The sequence below is a fragment of the Corynebacterium sp. ES2794-CONJ1 genome (genome assembly GCF_025660615.1).
Taxonomy (GTDB): Bacteria; Actinomycetota; Actinomycetes; order Mycobacteriales; family Mycobacteriaceae; genus Corynebacterium.
The window spans coordinates 283,032-308,694 of record NZ_JAOTIM010000002.1; the positions used below are offsets into that span (position 1 = coordinate 283,032).

Below are 25,663 nucleotides of genomic sequence, written 5' to 3' on the forward strand. Positions count from 1 at the left end.
TGATCCTAAGGTTCCACCGCATTTTTTTCAAACCGCTAGTGAAATCTCGTGGATATAGGATCTACTAGGGTAACGGCCACCTTAAGCCACTTTTAGAATTATATCTAAGAAAAATGACTCAAGGAAGCCACTACCCTAGTTACCCAGATAGCCTCCCATGTACTGGACTTTCAACGGAGGCTACCTGGGTGAGCGTCTAGCTACCGTTGCGCTCCGCGATAATCTCGGCGGATACGCTCGCAGGAACCTCAGCGTAGGAATCGAAAATCATCGAGTAATTGGCACGACCCTGGGTCTTAGAACGCAGGTCACCAACATAACCGAACATCTCCGATAGCGGCACACGTGCCTTAACAACCTTCGCACCGGCGCGGTCATCCATGGCGTTGACTTGACCACGGCGGGAGTTGATATCGCCGATCACGTCGCCCATATACTCTTCCGGAGTGATCACTTCGACGGCCATCACTGGCTCGAGCAGGACTGGCTTTGCCTTAGCAATGCCTTCCTTGAGAGCCTGGGAACCAGCCAATTTGAAGGCCATTTCAGAGGAGTCAACGTCGTGGTAGGCGCCGTCGAGCAGCGTGGCCTTGATATTAACCAAGGGGTAGCCAGCGAGGTAACCGTACTGCATGGCATCTTGGATACCTGCGTCGACGGACGGGATATACTCGCGAGGCACGCGACCACCGGTCACGGCATTCTCGAAAGCATAGGTAGCAGATTGGCCCTCTTCGAGGGTCTCTGGGTCTGGGGTATACGGTTCGAAGGCAACAATGACCTTTGCAAACTGGCCGGAGCCACCGGTCTGCTTCTTGTGGGTGTACTCCACACGATCGACGGCCTTGCGGATGGTCTCGCGGTAAGCAACCTGGGGGTTACCAACGTTAGCTTCCACCTTGAATTCGCGCTTCATGCGGTCCACCAGAACATCTAGGTGGAGCTCGCCCATACCACCGATAACAGTCTGGCCGGTTTCGTCGTCGAGTTCCACGGTGAAGGTTGGATCCTCTTCAGCGAGCTTTTGAATAGCAACGCCGAGCTTCTCCTGGTCAGACTTGGTCTTAGGCTCGATGGATACCTTGATCACAGGATCCGGGAAGTCCATGGACTCCAAGATGATCTGGTTATTGGCGTCGCAGAGGGTATCACCGGTGGTGGTTTCCTTGAGCCCGATGAAAGCGTAGATATTTCCAGCGCGAGCCTGGTCGACAGGGTTCTCCTTGTTGGCGTGCATCTGGAAGAGCTTGCCAATGCGCTCCTTCTTGCTCTTGGTGGAGTTAGCAACCTGGGTGCCAGGCTCCACAATGCCGGAGTAGACGCGCACGAAGGTGAGCTTACCGAAGAAGGGGTGAACAGCGATCTTGAAAGCGAGAGCGGAGAAAGGCTCGTCGATAGAAGGCTTACGGGAGACCTTGGTGGACTCGTCGCCCACAGCGTGGCCGATCACTTCGCCAATATCGAGAGGATTCGGGAGGTAATCAATGACGGCATCGAGCAAAGGCTGAACGCCCTTATTGCGGTAAGCAGTACCGCAAAGCACTGGATAAACCTCAGAAGCAACGGTCAGCTTACGGATCGCAGCCTTGATCTCCTCAACGCTGAGTTCTTCACCGCTGAAGTACTTGTCCATGAGGGATTCATCGGACTCAGCAACAGTTTCGAGCAGCTTCTCGCGGTACTCCTCAGCCTTCTCTTGCAGATCAGCTGGGATTTCCTCGATGGTTGGCTCAGCGCCTGTCTCGACTTTGCCGCGCCAGGTAATAGCCTTCATCTCGAGCAGATCAACAACACCGTCGAAATCATCTTCTGCGCCGATCGGCAGCTGCAAAACCAATGGCTTGGCGCCGAGGCGGTCGATGATGGTTTGCACGGTGTAGTAGAAGTCAGCACCGAGCTTGTCCATCTTGTTGATGAAGCAGATACGAGGAACATCGTATTTAGCGGCCTGACGCCACACCTGCTCGGACTGGGGCTCTACGCCCTCTTTGCCGTCGAAAACGGCTACGGCACCGTCAAGCACGCGCAAGGAACGCTCCACCTCAACGGTGAAGTCAACGTGACCTGGGGTGTCGATGATATTAACCTGATTGCCATTCCAGAAACAGGTCACAGCAGCGGAGGTAATGGTGATGCCGCGCTCTTTTTCCTGCTCCATCCAGTCGGTGGTCGAGGCGCCATCGTGGGTCTCGCCTACCTTGCGGTTGATACCGGTATAGAAGAGGATACGCTCGGTGGTGGTGGTCTTACCGGCATCGATGTGAGCCATGATGCCGATATTGCGGACCTTGTGGAGGTCCTTAAGCACTTCTTGTGGTGCCACGGTATTCCTAACTTATGTAGCTGAAGGGATAATAGTTCTAATAGTAATCCACATATTGGGCGCCTTAATAGCGCCCGCAAGCGTTAAGATTACCAGCGGTAATGAGCGAAGGCACGGTTAGCCTCAGCCATTTTGTGGGTATCCTCACGACGCTTCACAGAAGCACCCAAACCGTTTGCGGCATCGAGGATCTCGTTAGCAAGACGCTCAATCATGGTGTTCTCACGACGCTGACGAGTGAAGGTCACCAACCAGCGCAGGGCGAGAGTATTGGCGCGAGCGGCACGAACCTCAACAGGAACCTGGTAGGTAGCGCCACCGACACGACGGGAGCGAACCTCGAACTCAGGCTTGATATTGCCCAGTGCCTGTTCCAAGGTGAGCACCGGATCGGTGCCGGTCTTTTCCTTGCACTTATCAAGGGCACCATACACGATGCGCTCGGCAGTGGACTTCTTGCCATCAAGAAGGACTTTATTAACCAGCTGGGTCACAACTTCGGATCCGTAGACTGGATCCTTGATAACTGGACGCTTGGGAGCTGCATTCTTACGCATTGTTTACTTCTCCTTCTTTGCGCCGTAACGGGAACGGGCCTGCTTACGGTCCTTCACGCCCTGAGTATCGAGGGCGCCACGGATGATCTTGTAGCGAACACCTGGGAGGTCCTTCACACGACCGCCACGCACGAGCACCATGGAGTGCTCTTGGAGGTTGTGGCCCTCACCTGGGATATAAGCGGAAACCTCGATGCCGGAGGTTAGGCGCACACGGGCGACCTTACGCAGAGCGGAGTTAGGCTTCTTAGGGGTGGTGGTGTACACACGGGTGCACACGCCACGACGCTGAGGGGAACCTTTTAAAGCTGCAGTTTTTACCTTTGCAGTCTTATCATGGCGACCCTTGCGGACCAGCTGCTGAATAGTTGGCATGAACAGTCTTTCTCTTCGATTGATCCTCATCCATCCGGAGGAGGAAATTTCGCTCACTATCTGGAATTTTCTTGACGATTGCGACAATCCCTATATGCCCCTAAACAAACAAAAATAGGGGCTCTTTCCGGGGCCGCTACCGTTTTTCTTGAAGAATCTTGAAGATCTAACTAATTGCTAGAATCCAGGCTCCCAGTAGACACTGGGCAAAATTCCAAGACTCCCACATATGGGACTATTGGAAACTCTAGTCCCACGGACATGGGCTCGTCAAATTCTAAAACCCAGCAATGATCAGTGCCACCGGGTACGCCGCTAGTATCCACGCGGGTGGAAACTGCGGCTCAATCTCCACGCTAGGGGCACGGTAGTGCAAAAAGACCACACCGAAAGCCGGAGCGACGGCAAAGGTAGCGCCCATTAAGGCAGCGGAGAGCATCATAGTATTTTCACGGCCTTTGAGGTAGAAGAATACGAGGAAGAACACAAGGAGGATGGCCCCTGGCACGAACCCACTAAAACGCACTCCCAGTTGGGCGATAAACGCCCATAATAAAGCGGCCACGATGATGGCCACGGCCACTAGCGGACGCGAGCGCACCTTTTTAGACTTCAGCGCTTGGTAGCAAATGATGCACAATACAAAAGCCCAAACAAAACTCTGGGAACGCATATCGATCAGCCGCCCACTACGGGCAAAATCCTCTGCACATTCACTCACAACGCTTAGCCCTAGGGTCAACAAAACAAGGTCCCGCGTAACCGTAAGATGCTCAAGTGCAATAAGGAAACAAAAGGCCAGAAGTGGATAGGCGGCCCAGCTGAGGATCTCAAGGATGATCACAAAAGAAAGATTCCCAAAACTCGCTTGGGCAATATCCGGTACCAAGCGACGCTCGATACCGAGGCTGATCACGTGGAAAAGCAAGAAGATGCTCGCAATGATGAGAAGGCCGCGGATTTTGAGCCCTTTGGCTGCGAAATTACTGGTCATCATAGCCCCTAATCATAGTAATAAAGGGCGCCTTACTTATATATAGTAAGGCGCCCTGAAAAAATCTGTGCGCTATTCTTAGCCTTTGACGGAGCCCGCCATAGACTCCTGATAGTAGCGCTGCATGACGATGAAGAGGATCACGATAGGAATCGAAACGCACACTGCACCAGCAGCGAACCGAGCGAACCAATCGTGGATATATTCCTTCTCCAGCATCTTCCACAATCCAAGAGCTACCGTGTAGTTATCCTGGGTGCGTGCGATTGCCTTTGCCAGCACGAAGTCGAGCCATGGTACCAGGAAGCCAATAATAGCTTGGTAGACAATCATGGGCTTGGCAATAGGCAAAATGATCATATAGAAGACCTGCCACCGCGAGCAGCCATCTAGATAAGCAGCCTCATCCAAGGACTTAGGAATGGTGTCCATATAGCCCTTCATGATGTAGAAGCCCATACCGGAGCCAGCGGAGTAGACGATGATCAAGGCGATATTGGTCATCGAACCACCCGTAAGACCCATGGCCTTCAAAATGAAGTAAATAGCAACGACGGCCATAATGCCTGGGAACATGCCCAAGGTCAGCGCGAGGTTCATATAAACCTTGCGGAACCTAAAGCGCATACGCGAGAGGGAGAACGAGACGATCAAGACGAAGAATACCGAAATCAGCATGGTGAATACCGCGATGACAAAGGTATTGAGGAACATCCTCGGGAAATCGAGAACATCGCGTTCGGTAAAGAGCGCAATATAGTTATCGAAGGTGTACTCCGTGGGGAAGAACGTCGAGGAATAAGGTGCCGTATTCTTATTAAAAGAGTTGGCAAAAATCCAGATAATGGGCATGACCCAGATTATGGAGAGCGTGCCTAATAATGCGTAGCTTAAGATATCCCCCACCCGGCGGGCAGCCCGCTGGTCGGTCATCTTGGCATCAGTGTGATCAAGGGTCTTACTCACTGGAAACCCTCCTCATTGCGGTAAGAGCCGGAACGGCGATAGGTAATTAACGCCACGGTGGACAAAACGATGAAGGTCAAGATACCGATGACGGCACCAATATTGTAGTCGCCCTTGTCCACAGTGAGCTTGTACAACCAGGTAATCAAGAGGTCAGTCTTACCAGCCGAGGCTCCGACTGGGGTCGGATCACCACCGGAGAGCAGGTAGATAACGTTGAAGTTGTTCACATTGGCCGTGAAGGTAGTAATGAGGTACGGGGTCATCACGAACAACATATAGGGCATGGTGACACTGCGGAAGGTCTGCCACCAGCTGGCGCCGTCGAGGCGCGCTGCCTCGTAGAGCTCACCGGGAATATTCTGCAGAATGCCGGTGACCTGCATGATGGTATAAGGAATACCGATCCAAAGGTTGATAACAATCACCGTGACACGGGCCCAGGTGGTATCGGTGAAAAATGGCAGCGCCGAATCGATAAGACCATAATCGAGTAGCAACCGGTTGATAGCACCCTGAGGCTGCAGCATAGAGCGCAGCACCAATAGCGATACGAACTGTGGAACAGCTACCGAGAGCGAGAAAATCGCCCGCCAGAAGGATTTACCGCGGGTGGTACGGCGGTTAATCACCATAGCCAAGAACATGCCCAAGAAGTAGTTCAAGAAAGTAGCGAAGAAAGCCCAGACGAGGGTCCAGATCAACACACCAATGAACAGGTTAAAGTTCACTTGGCCGCCGTCGTTGCTAAATACTTGTCCGAAGTTTTCGAAACCGACCCACTTGAAGTTTTGGGAATTATTGGAATCGAAGCTGGTAAATGCCATCGAAATCATGAAGATCAGTGGCAAGACGGTGAAGATGAGAATGCCGGCAGTTGGCAAGGTCATAAACAGAATAGGTGCATCTGTATTCAGCAGTGCTTTCAGATCGCCCTTGAAGCTACGAGCTTGACCGTAGTTTTCAATCTGTACCTGAGCTTTGAAGGCGCTGCGCAAAGCGATGGTGGCAAACCATAAGAAGGCGAGGACTCCGACGACGGAGACAATGCCGTTTAGCAGCACAACGATCGATGGCTCTGAGGTGACGTAGGTCCAGAAACCGTCTACCTTCACCCGGGTTTGACCGCCCTCGCCACCAAGCTCGGGCAGCGCAGCGATCTTAGAAAAGCCTTTGGTAATAAAGAGAGTGACGCTTAAGATCTCGATGGCCAGCAGCATCACACCTTTGACGTACTGCTTGCGCGCGAGATTGCCTAAACCGAAGACAAAAAGGGATAGCTTGGTGAGGATATCGCCATCGCTCCACGCTTGCCCAATCTTGAACTCGGCTTCTTGGCCGCGGTGCTTCATTGGAATTCTCCTTTGTGAAAAGAGGGGTACTCCCAGCGTCGTCAGTATCTCGATTCGACAAAAGCCCTGAAGCAGATCGTGCTATGGAGGCAGAGCGCTTCAGGGCTTGTTATCAAGTAGCTATCGAACTACTTGGAAGCTAGGAAAAACGTGCAGCCTTATTTGTAGGCGCTGAACCAGGCTTCGGTCTTCTCAGCTGCATTAGCCTCGGTGACCTCACCGTTAGCAAGAGCCTTGCCGAAGTTATCAGCGGGCTCCCAGAAATCGCTCATCTCTTTGAAGGTAGGCTGCAGCACGGAGGCATTAGCAACGGTCTCGAAGAGAGCGACGGCCACTGGATCCTGAGAAATCTCGGGGTCATCAACGAGGGTCTTATCAGCAGGGATCACACCGTTGAGCTGGTAGTGAGCCTTCTGAGACTCGCTGGAGGCGAGGAACTGAGCGAATTTAGCAGCTTCAACCTGGTTCTTAGAGGTTGGGTTATAACCCACAGCCTTAGAACCGGAGAAGGCCTTGATCTGCACATCTGCACCGTTGAGCTTGTAGGTTGGCAGAGCAGCGACAGCGTAGTCATCGCCTAGAGCCTCTTCAGCGGCCTGCGCATCCCAGGCGCCGGAGAAGACCACGTCGACGGAGCCGTTTGCGAGTCCGCCCATGCCGGCGCCATCAGCGTCGTTAATGAAGTTCGGGTTCTTGGCAACGCCTGCGAGGTACTCGGTAACGGCGGCTGCGTTATCGCCGGCCTTAATGCCGTCAGCCTCATCCAGGCCGTCAGCACCAAAGAACGTGGTGCCAGCACCTGCATAGAAGCCTGAGAGGTACCACGAGTTAGAGATTGGGAAGGAAACCTTAGCCTTGTCCAACATGGTGTCGAAGCTCTTGACATCTTCGGTGCTCAGCTTGGACTTGTTGTAGTACATGAACCAGGTATTTGGCTCATAAGGCAGCCCGTAGAACTCTCCATCGCTACCCACGACGGAGTCAGCCAGGGACTTTTCAGCCTGCATATCGAGCTGTGCCTTGCCATCGTCGGACAGTGCGCCAATAGCATTAGCGGCCATCAGCGAGCCGAGCTGATCGTTGGCGAATACGTACACGTCAGCAGCAGCGGATGGGTCCTGGGTCACGGTGGTAGCAGCATCAGCCGAGGACACCACGGAGTTCTTCCAGGTGATATTCAGATCTGGATTAGCCTCTTCATAAGCCTTCTCCATGGACTGTAGCCAGGCATCGGAGTTGGTCTGATCTTCTTGGGAGGTCCATACGGTTAAGGTGATATCGCTGCCGGATGCGGAACCTGCGGCATCATTGGTCGAAGCGTCGTCATTAGAGCAAGCAACCAGGCTAGCGGAGCCCAAGGCCACAGCAATTACTGCTGCGAAGGCTTTGCGAGTGTTCAGCACTGTACAAACACCACTTTCTTGTAGAAGATTCTCTCCACTTTTGAACAAAAGGGAGAACTTTTAAGATATGTGCGATATGCAATGTTCTTTTTCCTACCAAAGGAAAAGGATCCTGCTAAAGCTCAATAATCATATCTAAACACAGCGCACCACCTGAACAAAGACGAAGAAGGCTGTTAGCAGAGCATGAAGGGGGCTTATGCTGTGAATTTAGAATCACGTCTGCTAAAAAAATGAAGATAATCACATTTTGACCCGCAGTTAGTCACAGTAAAGCCCCCTTCCGTCGCCCGAAAAAGCCCACGAAAGGGGGTAGAAATTAGGATGCTGCGAAGCTCTCTAAACTCCTCAGAGCACCAGCAACGATGATGATATCGCCCGACTCGATGCGCTGGCCGGGAACGGGGCGAGTGAACCTACCCCCCTGCTTACGCACGGCCACAATATCGACCCCCTGAGGAGTTTCCTCCACTCTTAAACCCAAGAAATTTACCGGCGGAGCCAATTTGATCATGGAAAAATCGTGATCGAATTCCACATACTCCTCCGCCGCTCCCCCAATCAGATGGGCAATCCTGCGGCCAGTATCGCGTTCGGGGCGAATGGTGTGGTGCACCCCAATCCGTTTGAGTATCTTCTCGTGAGCGTCTCCATCGGCCTTAGCCCACACATTTGGCGCCCCTAAATCTAAAATGGATTGCGCAGCAAGAACACTGGCCGCCAAATCGGATCCGATGGCAATCACGACCCGGCGCGCCTCCTGCACGCCCAATTGCTTAAGGGCCGCCTCATCGGTGCCCGAGCCCACCACGGCATGACTAAGTTTCTCGGTCGCCCGCGCCACCACCTCGCGGTTCATATCGAGGCCGAGCACTTCCACACCCTGCTTTTCCAATTCTTCAGACAATGCCATACCAAAGCGACCTAAACCAATAACCACCACGGATTGGCGCCGAAATAATTTAACCAATGAACGGCCTTTCTTCAGGGAAAGAATAATGTCGCTGCTGGTCGCGGGCTGCCAACGCCGCCACCACGGTAATCGGCCCAATCCGTCCAGCGTACATCAATATAATGAGCACAATCTGAGCGCCTTGGGGCAGGGCTGAGGTGATACCAGTAGACAGTCCTACCGTAGAAAAGGCACTAATGACCTCAAAGACCAATTGATCAGTGGCGAAGTCTGGTGCCAAGACTATTACGATCATAATGGAGGAAAAGACCAGAAATGCCGCTATGGTTACCACGGCCAACGCCTGCCGTAAGGTACGGTCAGGCAATTTGCGACCATAAATAGCCACCTCATCGTCGCCTTTGATCTCTGCGATCAACACAGCAACTAAGACTCCAACTGTGGTTATTTTCACCCCACCGGCGGTCCCCCCAGATCCGCCTCCAATGAGCATCAAAATATTGGTAGCCATGAGTTCATTGGGGTGAAACATCGATAGGTCGATGGAGTTAAACCCTGCCGTACGCGAGCTCACCGAGTGAAAGAAAGCGGAGAAGAGCTTATCCCCTGGGGATAGGTGCGCGAGCGCCCCATTCCACTCAAAGAAAGCCGTCACAATCATGCCAGCGGACAATAGGATGGCCGTGCCATAGAGGGTGAAAATCGTCGTCAAGCTCAGGTGTCCGCGCGTACGCACCCGCTTGGCTAACTCTAGGAGCGTCGGAAAACCCAGACCGCCTAAAATTATGGCTAGCGCGATTGGCCAGAGCATGACTTCGTCGCGGACATACGGCACGAGGTTATCGGAGGCGAGCCCGAAACCAGCGTTATTAAAGGCAGAAATGGCGTGGAAGCTCCCCTCCCAGATAGCGGCCGGAACACCGAGGCCATAGTGGTGATAAAAACGCAAGCTGAGACTCATTGCCACCACTATTTCTACGACGAGCGTAAATCCTATCGTGGCTGCGAGGAGTCCCTTGACTTCACCAAGATGCAATCCCCGGCCCTCTGCGGATGCATTAAGTCTGGAGCGAACCCCCATTCTGCCGGCTATTGCCCACGAGGCTAGGGTTGCCAAGGTCATAATTCCCAGTCCGCCGAGCTGCACGAGGCCGATAATGATAAGTTGACCCAGATGCGTCCAATAAGTGGCAGTATCAACCACCACGAGACCGGTGAGACAGACCGCGGAGGTGGCGGTAAACAAAGAAACTAGGATGCTCGACTCCTCGGTGGCATGCGAGAACGGCATGCTTAGAAGCACCGTACCCAGCACAATGAGGCCCAGAAAAGACTCTGCCACCAAGCGGGCCGGCGACCGTCGAAAACGCCTCATGAATCACATCCTAGTCACTACTAACATGGTATTTATGGAAACGCACAGCGGAAAAAGCTGGCTGGAAAAAGCCACATTTTATCAAATCTATCCCCAATCCTTTGCAGACTCCAATGGTGACGGCATCGGAGACCTGCGCGGCATCATCGACAGGATCCCCTATTTACAACAGCTTGGCATCTCCGCCATTTGGCTCAACCCCATCTTCGACTCCCCCTTCAAGGATGCCGGCTACGATGTGCGCGATTACTACCAGATAGCGCCTCGCTACGGCACCACCAACGATCTCAGCGCGCTTATCGACGCTCTCCACGCCGCAGGTATCCGCCTCCTGCTCGATCTTGTACCCGGCCACACCAGCGATGAACACCCCTGGTTTATCCAATCCTCCTCCCCTGATAAGACCCCTGAGGATGACCGCTATATCTGGACGAACTCATGGTTTGGCGACGCCGATTCTTTGCCTTTCGTCGCCGGAGTAGCTCCGCGCAACGGTTGCTATGTGCTCAACTTCTTCCACTCCCAACCGGCTCTGAACTACGGCTTCGCCACACCGAAGACCCCGTGGCAGCAGCCTACATCCTCTCAGGGGGCGCAGCGCAACCGCGAAGAGATGGCGAAAGTAATCACATTCTGGCTCGATAAGGGTGTTGATGGATTCCGTGTCGATATGGCTGATTCCTTGGTCAAACACGATCCAGATAAGAGCGCAACCATAAGGGCGTGGCAGGAGATCTTCACAAACGTCAAGAAAACGCACCCCGATGCGATCTTTGTTGCCGAGTGGGGAAACCCCAGCCAGTCCCTGGAAGCCGGGTTCGATATGGATTTCTACCTCGATTGGCCGGGGAACGGCTATAACCTACTGGTTCGTGCCGATAACGCTTTCTTCTCGGCCGTGAGCTCGAGAGCAGCCAGCGACTTCATCGACCAGTACCTCCCGCACTACCGTGCCAGCGTCGGCGCGGGCCATTTCAGCCTGATTACGGGCAACCATGACAATCCACGTATCTCCCACTACCTCACCGACGCTGAGTTGCGGCTCTATTTCACTTTCCTGCTCACCATGCCAGGTATTCCGTTTATCTACTACGGCGATGAAATCGCCATGGACTATCAAGATCTTCCTACCCATGAGGGCGGCTATACCCGCACCGGCGCGCGCACCCCTATGCAGTGGTCAACGAAGCCACAAGCGGGATTTAGCACGAACCCAAATACTTACCTGCCCACTTTCGCTAATCAGGGCCCTGAGAAGACGGTGGAGCGACACGAGCAGAATCCCCAATCGCTGCTGCACGTGGTGCGCACCCTGATTAAATTGCGCCGCGATACCCCGGACCTCCACGCCTCAGGGGGTTTAGAATTCCTCTCCGATATCTCCTCCGATCGGGTGCTACGCTATCGCCGCTCATCGGTAGTGGTCACCATCAATATGTCTACTGAGCCAATAGAGATCCGCGATGAAGGCGAGATTCTCTTTGCTCTCAACGCTGACCTAAATTCGGGTAAGTGGTTGCCACCTGCGAGTGCGGTGATCGTCGGCCAGTAAAAACACAGCGTAGTGGGGCGGGAAAAGGTTATCCACAGGGGTCTAAAGCTCGCCGCGCGATAACAGCCGGCTCAGGTTAGGCTGAGGGCATGAGCTACCGCACATGGATCACCGCACAGCGCTCCGGCGCCGCGATGTTGAACCATGTGCGCACGCACTCCATCACACCCGAGGAGCTTGAAGCGGGTGCGGGGATCGATTTAAGCCGCGCAAAACACCTCCATTGGTTGGCACGGCAATTCGATCGTAAGCACTTAGCGCTCGCCGCTCGCTTGGAGCTGAGCGTCGATCAGGTTGATGTGATCAATAAATATATAAAGAAGATCTCAGCATCTATCGATACTCACGTTTTACGCGAGGAATTCATCCGCCGAGCACCCTCCATGCTGCTTCGCGATTTGCGAACTTTCATGACCCGGCGGGTGCGCGAAGAAAACGCCGGGATGGAGAAACCGATGCCGCAGGCACGCTTTTCCATGGGTACCGTCCCCGACGCCCACGGGCGAATCCACTTCTCTGGGTGGTTAAGTGAAGATCGCGCTCACATGCTGCGGGTCAGGCTCGCCGCCGATGCCCGCGCCCTACGCGCCGCACACGAATCACTGACGCTTCTCGACGCCATCGGCCAAGCCGCCATCAACCGCCTTATCACGGGATCACCGGAGAAAAAGCCCATCCACGAGCCCTGTTTTATTCTTCCGCTCGAGGCTGGAACCAGGTATTTTTCCGATGGGCGCATCGCTACCAGTGATGGCGCGACAATTAACCTCAGCCAGTTCATCAACGAGAAGATCGGCACATTCGGCTACGTTATCTGCTGGGGGCTGGATGCCGAAGGTCGCCCAGCACCTGTCAGCTCTGCTCGAATTCAGCGCACCATACAGGGCCGCTACTTTAATCCTTATCAAAAATATATTGCCGCGATTGAGCATCTAAGCTGCGTGCATCCGCGTTGCGATATCGCAGCGATCAGCTGCGATGGACACCATATCGAGGCCCATTGCCGCGGGGGACCGACCACCTACGACAATTTAGCGCCCCTGTGTCGGGTGCATAATCGTCTTAATTGCGACGTGCCAGGGATCAGTTCGAGGCACGGGCGAATCGAGAAAGATCCCAAAACTGGGGTTCCCGGGCTGCGCCGTTCTAAACGCGGAAAGCTCGAATTTCGGACGCACCCCAAAAGCGTCTCCCAGTGGGCACTCGAGTACTACGGAAAGCAATCCTAGAAAGGCCGCTACGCATATCGCTTAGTGGCCTACTCGACACACTCCAAAACCGTTCCACTCAGGGGGCCCACCACATATTCATGGCTTAGGTTTATAGGAGCGGGGTTGTGGAATACCACACCTTGGTTGATATGCACTCGGTAAGCTCCTGAGGTAACAGGGTGTAGCCAGTGCCTATTTTCCCCATTTAGCATAACAATCGCGTGCCGGCCAGGGCCGAAGGCATCGTTAACCCGATAGCTTAGGCGCCGCCCCTCAGCGCTCATGAGCTCCATGAGATACTGCGGATCGTAGGTCCACGAGTACTTTTTACGAAAAGTATTTAGGTGGCGAACAAAACCCGCTTCCTTGGCGAAAAGCTGGGCACGGTCGTAGTCAAATTCGTTGACGGAATCAGGGCTCTTATAGGAATTTTCATCTCCACCCTTGGTACGTAGAAATTCCTGACCTGCGTGAAGGAAGACCATGCCACGCGCTAGGTATTGGGTGAGGGTGGCTAGAGTGTGGCGTTGAGCGATCTCCTCCTCAGGGGCCTGTTCCAAACCGGTGGTACCACGTAGTTTGTCGTACATTGTCCAATTATCATGGGCCTCGTTGTAGACCACTGAGTGACTGGGATCCAAGGGATTGAGGGCGTCAAATAACTTGCGGGCATCATCCCCGCTAGCCCCTGAGATGAAGCCACTGCCAGTGCGGATGAAGTTACTCCCCTTCACCACATCGCGATAGAAATCATTGAACATACCCACACCTGGCATGAGGGCAGCATTGCCCTGATGAGCGCCACGTACCCCCTGAGAGTGGTTGCCCATCTCCCAGCCTTCTCCGATGATAATGATGCCTTCATCCACCGTATCGAGCGCCCGGCGCACGGCGTTCATGGTGTCTACGTCGTGAATGCCCATCAAATCAAAGCGGAATCCGTCGAGGCCAAAGGTGCGGGCCCAGTAGAGAACAGAATCGACGATATATTTACGCATCATCGACCGCTCGGATGCTGTTTCATTGCCACAGCCGGTGGCATTGCAGAATGCGCCTTCACTGGTGGTGCGGAAATAATAGCCTGGAACGGTGAGTTCGAAGGGGTGCCTTTCGGCCTCGTAAACGTGGTTGTAGACCACATCCATGATTACCCGCAGCCCGCGCGCGTGCAGGGCGTCGATGAGTTTTTTCAGCTCGGTCAGCCTCAGCAGTGGGTCGCCGGGGATGGTGGCGTAGGAGCCTTCCGGGGCATTGTAGTTCTCTGGATCATATCCCCAGTTGTACTGGGCGTTGTAGCTGAGATCGCCGGCTTCGTCGACGCTGCCGAAGTCGAAGATGGGCAGTAGTTGGATATGGGTGACTCCGAGGGAGCTGAGGTAGTCGAGCCCTGAGAGGTTGCCCCGTGTGGTGCGGGTGCCAGCTTCGCTGAGGCCTAGGAATGCGCCTTTATGGGTGATTCCATTGTTCGGCCCGATGGTGAGGTCGCGGATATGAGCCTCGTAGATGATCGCGGTGCGCGGATCTGTGAAGCTGTCGAGTCGTTGAGCTGGTCCGAGTAGCGTGTCGACGTCCACAACAACGCCCCGCTTACCGTTGATGGTCACGCTGCGGGCATAGGGGTCCACGCTCGTCGTAGTTGTGCCATTTGGAAAGCTGAGGCCGAAATGGTACTCGGCTCCGTGGAAGTCACCGTGACATATAGTTTCCCACTCCCCGTGATCCCCTTGGGTCATGGGGTAGGCCTCGGAGCGAAGATAGAGGGTAACCGTAGCGGCAGTTGGTGCCCAGAGCCTAAAGGTGGTGGCTGAAGGGGTATACAGGGCGCCAAGTTGTCCGTCGTAGTGGGGGTACTGTCTCACCAATTTCTCCTTGTATTGTTCCTGGATCACTATAACAATTTGCTTCGTGGCTAGCTATCGGAGTCGAGGTGAGTGATATCCATACTGGCTTTCTGCGGTAAATCGATCAGCATCTTCTCATCACGGTGGCCTGGTAGCACCTTGTCGTAGTAGGAGTGAGCGGCCTCGTCCATGGGGATAAAGCGCGCTTGTTCCTGGCTTAAGAAGTAGCGGTGATCGAGGATTTCATGGAAAATCTGTGCCGGCTCGAGCTTATCGGTGAGCTCAGGGGGCATAGCGTGAATGGTGGGCAAATATTCTTCGCTGTACCATGAGCGCGCCGCTTGTTCGATGGGTTGCCCGGGCGCGTAACGACGAATCTCAGAGAGCAATCGGCGAGCCTGCTGCTCTTCAACCTCAAGACCCAAAAGGCTGATGAGTTGGTTGGAGTGGTGGCCGGCGTCCACGCTTTTCGGCCGTGCTGTGATCGTGCCACTCGACCCGGAGATTTGAAATTCTTCGATATCGAAGCCCATTTCGGCGAGTTTTTCTACACGTTCTTTTACGCGCCAGTACTCGCTGGCGGGTACTTCGATTTCCTCGGTGAGTTGGGACCAGAGATCGAGGTAATAGGTTTCGATGGAATTACCCAGGGCGATGGGGTCGATTTGCTCGTCGAGCGTACCCCCTGAGGCGAGGTCCATGAGTTCGCCGATCACATTCACCCGGGCCACCTCGAGATCATGCAGGCGGCGGTTGGTTGACAGTTTGGGCTGGAATTCTCCCGTTTCGGCGTCGACCAGGTAGGCGGAGAAGGTCTCTGCATCGCGCCTAAATAGGGTATTCGACAAAGACACATCGCCCCAGTAGAAATTCAACAGGTGTAGGCGTACCAAAAGGATTGCGAGGGCGCGGATGAGCTTATCGGCCACCGCGGGCTCGAGGGTTTGGGAGAAGATTTCGCGGTACGGGAGAGAAAAGCGGAGGTGTTCTGTGACCAAGGCTGCGGTGAGTTTCTCGCCGTTTTCATCACGTCGCCCTGTGATGACGGCGATGGGGGTGACTGCGGGCGCTTTGACGCGGCGCAATTCGCGCAGCATGGCGTATTCGTGGTGCGCGGTGCGGCGTCCGATTTCTTTAATGGCGGCGATGATACCCCCTGAGAGGGCTTGGGTGGCGTAATCGGTTCCAGTGGCGTCGCCGAGGTGAACGAAGCGTACCACGTGGCGGGAAATGCCGCGGGGTAGGGTCACGACAACGTCGTCGCCCCATTCTTCGAGCGGGGTGCTCCAGGGCAGGGGCAAGAGGCTCGCGGAGTAGGCGGAGCCGTCGATGTGCATATGGCTGGTCATATCCGGATTCTTCCTGTGTATAACAGTGATAGCGCCCGCACCCCCCACCAGGCGTGGGGAGTACGGGCTAAAGGTGAGGGTCTGTCTAGGTTACGCGGGCAGGCGAGTGCCTGTCGACGCGGAGAAATTGTGCTGTCCCTCAGGGGTCACGCGCACGTGAATGGTGGTGCCGCGTGGAGGTGCGATATTAGGAGCTGCGCGGATAACGAGCTGCTTATTGTCGGTGCCCTCGATATGACCGTAAAGGAAGGAATCGGATCCTAGTTCCTCAACGAAGTCGAGGGTGACTGGGATGGTGTCGCCGGAGGCGTCGACAAGCTCGAGGGCCTCGGGGCGGAAGCCAATGGTGATACGACCCTGGTCCTCAGGGGTGATGGCGGCGCGGGTGATATCGGTAATTGGGATACGTGCATTGCCGATGGTGGCCACGTTGCCCTCGAGGGAGCAATCGAGAATATTCATCGCTGGGGATCCAATGAAGCCGGCGACGAAGACATTTGCTGGGGTGTCGTAGAGTTCGCGGGGGCTGCCGACCTGCTGGAGGAAGCCGCCGTTGAGAACGGCAATGCGGTCACCCATGGTGAGGGCCTCGGTCTGGTCGTGGGTGACGTATAGCGTGGTCACACCAAGTTTGCGCTGCAGGGAGGCAATCTGGGTACGGGTTTGCACACGCAGTTTGGCGTCGAGGTTCGACAGTGGCTCGTCCATGAGGAAGACCTGGGGCTTACGCACAATGGCGCGTCCCATGGCCACACGCTGACGCTGACCACCGGAGAGGGCCTTTGGCTTGCGGTCGAGGTATTCGGTGAGGTCGAGGGTGGCGGCGGCTTCGTTGACGCGCTGATCAATTTCGGCTTTGTCCATGCCCGCGATCTTGAGGGCGAAGCCCATATTTTCACGCACGGTCATATGTGGGTAGAGGGCGTAGTTCTGGAAGACCATGGCGATATCGCGCTCTTTGGGGGCGGCGGTGGTCACGTCGCGGTCGCCAATGAGGATGCGGCCGTCGGTGACATCTTCGAGGCCGGCAAGCATGCGCAGGGTGGTGGATTTACCGCAACCGGAGGGGCCGACGAGGACGAGGAATTCGCCGTCGGCGATTTCGAGGTCGAATTTATTAACGGTTGGCGCTTTCGCGCCTGGATAGACCAGGGTGGCCTTATCGAAGGTTACTGATGCCATGGGTGGCGTCCTTTCATCGGCAGGTACGTGCCGAACGATCCGAGTGAAAAAAGCTTCCAGCTACGCCGCTCATGCCTGCTTAGCAGGCCGGCGCGCTATAGTCCAATCTATCCATTTAACCCACGCCACTCAAATATTGGGAGAGTTATCTTCGTCTCCTGCAGATCTGCTGATGCCTGTGTGGGTTTTGACTTATCCCCGCCAGTTTTCTATAGTTCTATAGATAAAATTCTATTGATCTATAGAATTTCTCCACTAGCTGATCAAGGACCCCTTATGGATTCAACAGCAACAGGGGCATGGCTTTTGGTCTCCGCCTCCCTCGTCCTCCTTATGACCCCCGCCCTCGCCCTCTTCTACGGCGGCATGTCCCGCGGCAAAGCGGTCCTTAATATGCTGATGATGTGCTTCGCAGCTCTTGCCATCGTGCCCATCATTCACGTCCTCTACGGCTTCAGCATGGCCTACGGCGAAATCTCCATCCTCGGGTTTGTGGCCAATCCCTTCCACCCCGTGGATTATCTCAGCAGCGTTCATACCCCCACAGCCGAGGGCTACCCCATCATTTTTGATGTCATCTTCCAGCTCACCTTCGCCGTCATTGCCTGCGCAATTATCGCCGGCTCTATCGCCGAGCGCACCCGTTTTCCCGCCTGGCTTGCCTTCATCCCCCTCTGGGTCACAGCGGTCTACTATCCTCTCGCCCATATGGTCTGGGGTCACGGATTTTTGAGCCACTCCACCCACAGTCTCTCCGCATTCCTTTTTGGCACCCACAACGGTGAGGCGATCATCCAGCCCATCGACTTCGCTGGAGGCACGGTCGTCCATATCTCCGCTGGCACCGCAGCGCTCGTCTTGGCCTTACTCATTGGCCCGAGACGCAGCTTCACCAAGCTCACTCACCGCCCCCATAACCTCCCCATGGTCATGTTAGGTACCGGTCTTTTGTGGTTCGGGTGGTGTGGATTTAATGCCGGCTCCGCGCTATCTGCCTCAGGACTGGCCGCCCTCGCATGGCTTAATACCACCGTGGCCGCAGCCGCTGGAGGCCTCGGCTGGCTTGCGATCGAGCGCTTCCGCGACGGTTATGCCACCACCTTAGGCATGGCATCGGGCCTTGTTGCGGGACTCGTCGCCATTACTCCCGCGGCAGGCGCCTTAACCCCTCTGACCTCAATCTTCTTAGGTCTGAGCGCGGGAGTGTTGTCCTCGAGCGTGATCCGCATGAAATACCGTTTGCGTATCGACGATTCCCTCGATGTTGTCGCAGTCCACCTCGTTGCTGGCCTCTGGGGCACGATAGCCGTGGGATTCTTAAGCGCCGATCGCTCCATTGAGCTGGTGATTATTCAGATTCTTGTGGCACTTTTCGCCATGGTTTACGCAGGCGTATGGACACTCATTATTGGTTTGGGCATCAAGCACACCATTGGCTTACGCCTGGACCCGGAGACCGAACACAGTGGCGCGGATACGGTCCACGGAGAATCCGCTTACGATGATGGAGGCGCGAGATTCGCCCATTATTAAGATAATTACATAAATGTAATTAATCCCACTAATCCTATATCTAGGGGGCACACTCCTCGTGAAACCCCGAAAGCCAAGGGGTCAAACCACAATATGTAGGGATTGCAAAGCGACACGCTCCCATATATGGTGGCGTAGCGGGTCGGCAGTGGGCTACATTCTGAAACCATGCTCACTGAATACCTCAACCGCACCGACTGGCGCGTCAACGCCAACGCCAACCAGGACTACTCCCTCGGCGGCATGATCCTCAATACCGCCGGCAAAACTGTAGCCAATTATTGGCTCGACGATATCTTCTCCCCCGCCGCTGCCACCGCGCACCGCGAAGGCGCCATTCATATCCACGATCTCGATATGCTCTCTGGTTACTGCGCTGGATGGTCACTGCGCAACCTGCTAGCTGAGGGTTTTGGTGGGGTTACCGGTGCTATTGCTTCGCGCCCTCCTAAGCACCTATCCGCAGCGCTCGGCCAAGTGGTGAATTTCCTTGGTACCTTGCAAAATGAATGGGCTGGCGCCCAAGCCTTCTCATCTTTTGATACCTATATGGCTCCGTATATCCGCCGCGATAACCTCAGCTATGACCAGGTTGAACAGCTCATGCAGGAATTCATCTTCAACCTCAACGTCCCCTCCCGCTGGGGCACCCAAACTCCATTTACTAATCTCACCTTCGACCTCACCTGCCCTCATGACCTCAAGGATCAGGTGCCCTTTATCGGCGGCGAGCCGTGTGAGTTCACCTATGGTGATCTCGACGCCGAGCGCGATATGATCAACCGTGCTTTTATTGCGGTGATGACCGAAGGCGACGCTGACGGGCGGCCTTTTACCTTCCCCATACCCACCTATAATATTGCGGAAGATTTCGACTGGGAAGCACCGCTGACCAAGGAATTATTCACCATGACGGCCCGGTATGGGCTGCCCTATTTCCAAAATTTCATCAATTCCGATCTCAACCCCGGCGATATTCGCTCCATGTGCTGCCGCCTCCAACTGGATCTGCGCGAGCTTCTCAAACGCGGCAACGGTCTCTTCGGTTCCGCCGAACTCACCGGCTCCATCGGCGTGGTTACCCTCAACTGCGCCCGCTTGGGATATCTCTTTAAAGGACAGCGCCACGAGCTCTTTGATGCCCTCGATGCCCTCATTGATCTCAGCGTAGACACCCTGGAAAAGCGTCGCGCATTTGTCGCCAAGATGCTAGATGCTGGGCTTTACCCCTATACCAAGCGCTGGCTGCCCAGCTTGGATAATCACTTCACCACCATTGGCGTGAACGGGCTCAATGAGCTGGTGCGCAATTATAGTGACGATATCCTCGATATCACCGACCCTGAGGGCAAGCAGTTCGTCATCGAGATCTTAGACCATATCAACGGCCGGCTTACCCAAGCCCAGGAAGACACTGGCCACCTCTATAATCTCGAGGCCACCCCTGCTGAGGGTGCCACCTACCGACTAGCCAAGGAAGATATCAAGCGCTATCCCGATATCCTCCACGCCGGCAGCGCCGAGGAGCCTTATTACACCAATTCCTCGCAGCTACCAGTGGCACATACTCCTGACCCCTTCATCGCCCTCGAGCACCAAGATGAGCTCCAAACGCGGTATACCGGTGGTACAGTTTTGCACCTGTATATGGGGGCCGCGATGAGCGACGGCGAGGCCTGCGCCAAGATGGTCAGGCGCGCACTGGAGAACTACCGACTCCCCTATATCACGGTCACCCCAACCTTTAGTATCTGCCCGGATCACGGCTATATCTCGGGCGAGCACCCACACTGCCCGCGGTGTGAGAAGGACACCGAGATGTGGACGCGCGTTATGGGTTATTTCCGCCCCATGGCCAGCTTCAATATTGGTAAGAAGGGCGAGTTCCATGAGCGCCAGTACTTTAACGAAGCCCTCGTCTAAAAGCCTTCCGGTGGCGGGAATTATCCCGTTTTCCGCCACCGATTGGCCCGGAAATATCACGCTCACCGTGTTCACCCAAGGGTGTCCACTACGCTGCGTCTACTGCCATAACCCTAATCTGCAGCCGCTGACACGTGGCGCACTAAGTTTCGATACCGCCCTCGACCAGGCAGCCACTCGCCGCGCCTTACTCGACGGTATCGTGATTTCCGGCGGAGAGCCCACCTTATCCTCAGGCCTGGGCCCAGCCATCGCGAAAGCCCACCAGGAGGGTTTTGCCGTGGGGCTGCATACCTGTGGCTACTCCCCCGCCGCTATTAGGCGCCTTCTGCAATCCCCGGATTCCACTCCAGATTGGGTGGGATTGGATATTAAAGCGCTGCCCGATGATATGGAATATGTCATCCAACGCCCCGCCCATATTGGCAATCGATGCTGGGAGAGTATGCACTTATTCGACGAGGCCGGCGTGGATATGCAGGTACGCACCACCATCTTCGCCGATAGCCCACTCGAGCACCACCTTAGTACCCTCGCAGAAAAGGTCGAGGGTTATGGCCACGAGTTGGTGATCCAGCATGCTCGCGCCGCCGACGGCTCACCGTTTGTTCTTCACTAAGAATCTTTCGCCTACAGCGCAAAAAAGCACTGCTCCCTCCTTACAGAGAAAGCAGTGCTTTTTTAGCGGTAAATTACCTACATATCGAAGGCTTCATCGAGGGGCACCGATGCTCCGGTGAAATCACCGTAGGAGTCGTCACCGTAGATCGAATCACCATAGGTAGGAATCGAGTACGCCGCATTGCGGGCAGCCTCAGTGGGCTTGACCGCAATATTGCGGTAGCGCGAAATACCCGTACCAGCAGGGATCAGCTTACCGATGATCACGTTCTCCTTGAGACCAATGAGCTTATCGGAACGCTTATTAATAGCGGCGTCCGTGAGCACACGGGTGGTCTCCTGGAAGGACGCAGCCGATAGCCACGACTCGGTAGCCAAGGAAGCCTTGGTAATACCCATGATCTCGCTGCGCAGCTCAGCTGGTTGGCCACCAACGGCCAATGCCTCAGCATTTGCGGCCTTAGCCTCAGCCAAATCAACCAAGGTACCTGGCAGGAATTCGGTGGAACCGGATTCAATGACGGTACCGCGACGCAGCATCTGGCGGATAATGATCTCGATATGCTTATCGTGGATCGCCACACCCTGAGCGCGGTAAACGGCCTGGACCTCGTCGACGAGGTGCTGTTCCACTCCGCGGCGGCCGAGGATCTCGAGCACATCGTGCGGATCAGCGGGGCCGCGCAGCAGGCGGTCGCCCACCTCAACGTGGTCGCCGTCGACAAGCGTGCGCTCGAGGAATGCACCTGGGTTGGAGCTCATAGGAGCCTTGGTATTAGCAAGACCCTGACGCTTCGAGAGCTTCTCGTAGACGATGTCATCGGAGCCATCATCAGGAGTGATGGTAAGCGTATAGAAATTACCCTCATCCTCGAGATGAATGGTGCCAGCAGCAGCGGCAATCGGTGCCCGGTTCTTTGGCACACGAGCCTCAAAGAGCTCCTGTACACGAGGCAGACCACCGGTAATATCGCCACCAACGCCACCTTGGTGGAAGGTACGCATGGTCAGCTGGGTACCAGGCTCACCAATGGACTGGGCAGCCACAATACCAACGGCCTCGCCGATATCCACCTGCTTGCCAGATGCCATGGAGATGCCGTAGCACTTAGCGCATACACCTGTTGCCGTCTGGCAGGTGAGCACGGAGCGTACCTTAATCTCTTCGACACCAGCGAGCACCAGCTTGGATACCAGCGCATCGCTTAAGTACTCGCCAGCCTCAGCGAGAATTTCATCGTCCTTCTTCACCGCAGTTGCTAAAGCGCGGCCCAGGACGGAGGTCTCTACCAAGCTGTGGGCGCCATAACCAATAACGGTGCCCTCGGCGTCCTTTTGAGCCACGGCAACAGGAACCTTGATACCCAGGCGGGTCTCGCAGTCGTCCTCGCGCACAATAACATCCTGTGCAACGTCGACCAGACGACGGGTGAGGTAGCCGGAGTCAGCGGTACGCAAAGCGGTATCGGCAAGACCCTTACGGGAACCGTGGGAGTTGTTGAAGTACTCCAGCACGGACAGGCCTTCACGGAAGGAGGTCTTAATCGGGCGGGTGATATATTCACCGCGCGAGTTCACAACCATGCCCTTCATGCCAGCCAGCGTCCAAATCTGACGCATATTACCAGCAGCACCCGACTTCACGATCATCGGAATCGGGTTGTCATCAGGATAGAGATCCTCGACAGCCTTACCAATCTCATCGGTGGCATTCTTCCACAGCTCCACCAACCGGTCATAGCGTTCGCGCTCCGTCAGAGCACCTTGCTCCCAGTACTTGCGCTCGATCTTATGGGCTTCGGCCTCGTATTTATCGAGACGCTCATCCTTATCGTCGAGCACGAGCACGTCAGCCATGGAGATGGTGACACCGGAACGGGTAGCCCAGTAGAAGCCAGCATCCTTCATCTTGTCCATGGTTTGAGCCACGGTGATCATGGGGTACTTGGCGGCGAGATCATTAATCACATCACCGAGCATGATCTTGTCGGTGCCGCCACCCTTACGAACCATCACACCCTCAAGGTAGGGGTAGTTCCAGGGCAAAAGCTCATTGAAGTAGATACGGCCCAAGGTGGTATCGGCGAGCCAGGTTTGGCCCTTCTCCCACCCGTCGGCGAAGTGCTCCTCTTCAATATCTGCTGGCGGACGCAGGTGAGAGATGCGGACCTTAATCTTGGCCTGCATACCTAATTCCTTGCGGTCATAGGCCATAATGGCCTCGGCCACGCTCGAGTACACGCCCGTTGCTGGACCTTCGGCGGTTGCCGGCTTATAAGCGCCTTGGCCACCGAATTCTTCCTCCGTCTTGTCCATGGTGAGGTAGTAGAGACCTGTGACCATATCCAGACGTGGCATAGCCAGAGGCTTACCGGATGCTGGGGACAAAATATTATTAGAGGCGAGCATAAGCACGCGGGCTTCAGCCTGTGCCTCTGCCGATAGCGGCAGGTGCACAGCCATCTGGTCACCATCGAAGTCAGCGTTAAAAGCTTCACAGGCAAGAGGGTGGAGCTGAATAGCTTTACCCTCAATGAGCTTGGGCTCGAAAGCCTGAATACCCAATCGGTGCAGCGTCGGTGCGCGGTTGAGCATCACAGGGTGCTGCGCAATGGCTTCTTCCAGCACATCCCACACCTCTGGACGCTGGCGTTCCACCATGCGCTTGGCTGATTTAATATTCTGCGCATAATCGTGCTCCACCAGGCGCTTCATCACAAAAGGCTTGAAGAGCTCGAGAGCCATCAGCTTCGGCAGACCACACTCGTGCAGCTTCAACTGCGGACCAACAATAATCACGGAACGACCGGAGTAATCCACGCGCTTACCCAGCAAGTTCTGGCGGAAGCGACCTTGCTTACCCTTGAGCAGATCAGAAAGCGATTTCAGCGGACGGGTACCAGGACCAGTCACTGGGCGACCGCGACGACCATTGTCAAAGAGCGCATCCACGGACTCCTGCAACATACGCTTCTCGTTATTCACGATGATCTCAGGCGCACCCAGATCGATCATGCGCTTGAGGCGATTATTGCGGTTGATCACGCGGCGGTAGAGATCATTGAGATCGCTGGTAGCAAAGCGACCACCGTCGAGCTGCACCATGGGGCGCAACTCTGGGGGGATCACCGGAATGCAGTCGAGCACCATGCCCGCAGGATCATTGCCGGAGCGCTGGAAAGCCGCCACGACCTTCAAACGCTTGAGCGCGCGCATCTTCTTTTGGCCCTTGCCATTATTGATAATTTCGCGCAGCTTCTCGGCCTCGGCATCGAGGTCGAAATTGCGGATCAGGGTTTGGATTGCCTCTGCACCCATACCGCCGGTGAAATAATCCTCGTAGCGATCAACAAGCTCTTCGTAGATCTTGTCATCGATAATCATTTGCTTCGGGGCGAGCTTGACAAAGGTTTGCCAGATCTCGTCCAGGAAATCGATATCGCGCTGTGCTCGCTCGCGGATATGCTGCATTTCCTTTTCCGCCGCGTTTTGCACTTTCCGACGCGCATCTGCCTTAGCGCCAGCGGCCTCTAGTTCTGCGAGGTCCTCCTCGAGCTTCTGGGCGCGCTCGGAGATCTCCGACTCGGCTTCTGCCTCACGGTCTTTCTTCTCCAGCAGCATTTCAGCTTCCAGAGTGGACTGATCCGAATGGCGAGCCTCATCATCAACGCTGGTGATGATATTGGCGGCGAAGTAGATAATGCGCTCGAGATCCTTAGGTGCAAGATCTAGCAGGTAACCCAACCTAGAGGGCACACCCTTGAAATACCAAATGTGGGTGACGGGAGCAGCGAGCTCAATATGGCCCATGCGCTCACGGCGTACCTTGGATTTGGTCACTTCAACGCCGCAGCGTTCACAGATAATGCCCTTGTAGCGCACTCGCTTATATTTACCGCAGGCACATTCCCAGTCCCTGGTGGGGCCGAAGATGCGCTCGCAGAACAGGCCGTCCTTCTCGGGCTTGAGGGTACGGTAGTTGATGGTTTCGGGCTTCTTGACCTCACCTTTTGACCAGCGACGAATATCGTCGGCGGTGGCTAGGCCGATGCGGAGCTCCTCGAAGAAGTTGACGTCGTACACGTAACTCCCTTTCTTAAAAAGTTTTTTTCTTGTGGTGGTGATTCGGTCCGCCCGCCACCCCTACACATGCACACCTTTTTTGGTGCATCTTAGTGGTGGCAGACCTAGCA

At 55.2% G+C, this 25,663-nt stretch carries 18 protein-coding genes; 5 read left to right on the forward strand and 13 right to left on the reverse strand.

Annotation, left to right across the window (positions count from 1 at the left end):
- Positions 1-196 precede the first annotated feature (196 nt).
- The 9 genes from fusA to N7326_RS03665 form a co-directional block, all read right to left on the reverse strand.
- Positions 197-2,269: an elongation factor G gene (fusA, locus tag N7326_RS03625; RefSeq protein ID WP_259077795.1), complete on the reverse strand. Its 2,073-nt coding sequence runs from the start codon at positions 2,267-2,269 to the stop codon at positions 197-199.
- 143 nt (positions 2,270-2,412) lie between these two features.
- The gene (gene rpsG, locus N7326_RS03630; protein WP_263088167.1) at positions 2,413-2,880 is read right to left on the reverse strand and encodes a 30S ribosomal protein S7; all 468 of its coding nucleotides are present in this window, start codon (positions 2,878-2,880) and stop codon (positions 2,413-2,415) included.
- 3 nt (positions 2,881-2,883) lie between these two features.
- Positions 2,884-3,255 (reverse strand): 30S ribosomal protein S12, encoded by a 372-nt coding sequence (gene rpsL, locus N7326_RS03635; protein WP_025251882.1) that lies wholly within the window; start codon positions 3,253-3,255, stop codon positions 2,884-2,886.
- 277 nt (positions 3,256-3,532) lie between these two features.
- Positions 3,533-4,252 carry a hypothetical protein gene (locus N7326_RS03640; RefSeq protein ID WP_259077465.1) on the reverse strand — a complete coding sequence of 240 codons (720 nt, stop codon included), beginning with the start codon at positions 4,250-4,252 and terminating at the stop codon, positions 3,533-3,535.
- 75 nt (positions 4,253-4,327) lie between these two features.
- Positions 4,328-5,182, reverse strand: a complete 855-nt coding sequence (locus N7326_RS03645) for a sugar ABC transporter permease (protein ID WP_396124724.1) — start codon at positions 5,180-5,182, stop codon at positions 4,328-4,330.
- Between the two features lie 29 nt (positions 5,183-5,211).
- Positions 5,212-6,567, reverse strand: coding sequence for a carbohydrate ABC transporter permease (locus N7326_RS03650; RefSeq protein WP_259077469.1), 1,356 nt, complete (start codon positions 6,565-6,567; stop codon positions 5,212-5,214).
- A gap of 158 nt (positions 6,568-6,725) precedes the next feature.
- Positions 6,726-7,970, reverse strand: a complete 1,245-nt coding sequence (locus N7326_RS03655) for an extracellular solute-binding protein (RefSeq protein ID WP_259077472.1) — start codon at positions 7,968-7,970, stop codon at positions 6,726-6,728.
- Positions 7,971-8,289: 319 nt separating this feature from the next.
- On the reverse strand, positions 8,290-8,940 hold the full coding sequence (locus tag N7326_RS03660) for a potassium channel family protein (RefSeq protein WP_259077474.1): 651 nt from the start codon (positions 8,938-8,940) through the stop codon (positions 8,290-8,292).
- Positions 8,933-10,258, reverse strand: a complete 1,326-nt coding sequence (locus N7326_RS03665; RefSeq protein WP_259289369.1) for a TrkH family potassium uptake protein — start codon at positions 10,256-10,258, stop codon at positions 8,933-8,935. Before N7326_RS03665 ends, N7326_RS03660 begins: the two co-directional genes overlap by 8 nt.
- A 34-nt stretch (positions 10,259-10,292) precedes the next feature.
- Between N7326_RS03665 and N7326_RS03670 the strand changes: the two genes are divergently transcribed.
- Positions 10,293-11,810 carry an alpha-amylase family glycosyl hydrolase gene (locus N7326_RS03670; RefSeq protein ID WP_259289370.1) on the forward strand — a complete coding sequence of 506 codons (1,518 nt, stop codon included), beginning with the start codon at positions 10,293-10,295 and terminating at the stop codon, positions 11,808-11,810.
- An 89-nt stretch (positions 11,811-11,899) separates the two neighbouring features.
- Complete coding sequence (locus tag N7326_RS03675) at positions 11,900-13,039, forward strand: HNH endonuclease signature motif containing protein (protein WP_259077480.1); 1,140 nt, start codon at positions 11,900-11,902, stop codon at positions 13,037-13,039.
- Between the two features lie 29 nt (positions 13,040-13,068).
- Here N7326_RS03675 and pulA read toward each other — a convergent pair whose 3' ends face one another.
- The 3 genes from pulA to N7326_RS03690 all read right to left on the reverse strand — a co-directional run bounded on the left by pulA (position 13,069) and on the right by N7326_RS03690 (position 17,393).
- Positions 13,069-14,880, reverse strand: coding sequence for a type I pullulanase (gene pulA, locus N7326_RS03680; protein ID WP_259289371.1), 1,812 nt, complete (start codon positions 14,878-14,880; stop codon positions 13,069-13,071).
- Between the two features lie 50 nt (positions 14,881-14,930).
- Positions 14,931-16,211 (reverse strand): DUF4032 domain-containing protein, encoded by a 1,281-nt coding sequence (locus N7326_RS03685; protein WP_259077483.1) that lies wholly within the window; start codon positions 16,209-16,211, stop codon positions 14,931-14,933.
- 90 nt (positions 16,212-16,301) lie between these two features.
- Positions 16,302-17,393, reverse strand: a complete 1,092-nt coding sequence (locus N7326_RS03690; protein ID WP_259077484.1) for an ABC transporter ATP-binding protein — start codon at positions 17,391-17,393, stop codon at positions 16,302-16,304.
- Between the two features lie 276 nt (positions 17,394-17,669).
- Between N7326_RS03690 and N7326_RS03695 the strand changes: the two genes are divergently transcribed.
- From N7326_RS03695 to N7326_RS03705, 3 genes are all read left to right on the forward strand, one after another.
- Positions 17,670-18,926 (forward strand): ammonium transporter, encoded by a 1,257-nt coding sequence (locus N7326_RS03695; protein ID WP_263088169.1) that lies wholly within the window; start codon positions 17,670-17,672, stop codon positions 18,924-18,926.
- Between the two features lie 168 nt (positions 18,927-19,094).
- Positions 19,095-20,849, forward strand: a complete 1,755-nt coding sequence (locus tag N7326_RS03700; RefSeq protein WP_259289373.1) for a ribonucleoside triphosphate reductase — start codon at positions 19,095-19,097, stop codon at positions 20,847-20,849.
- Entirely contained in the window at positions 20,815-21,468 is a 654-nt protein-coding gene (locus N7326_RS03705) for an anaerobic ribonucleoside-triphosphate reductase activating protein (protein WP_259289374.1), read from the forward strand. The genes N7326_RS03700 and N7326_RS03705 overlap by 35 nt, the downstream gene beginning before the upstream one ends.
- A gap of 77 nt (positions 21,469-21,545) precedes the next feature.
- On the opposite strand, the gene N7326_RS03710 is transcribed toward N7326_RS03705, so the two are convergent.
- Positions 21,546-25,553, reverse strand: coding sequence for a DNA-directed RNA polymerase subunit beta' (locus N7326_RS03710; RefSeq protein WP_259077508.1), 4,008 nt, complete (start codon positions 25,551-25,553; stop codon positions 21,546-21,548).
- Positions 25,554-25,663 lie beyond the last annotated feature (110 nt).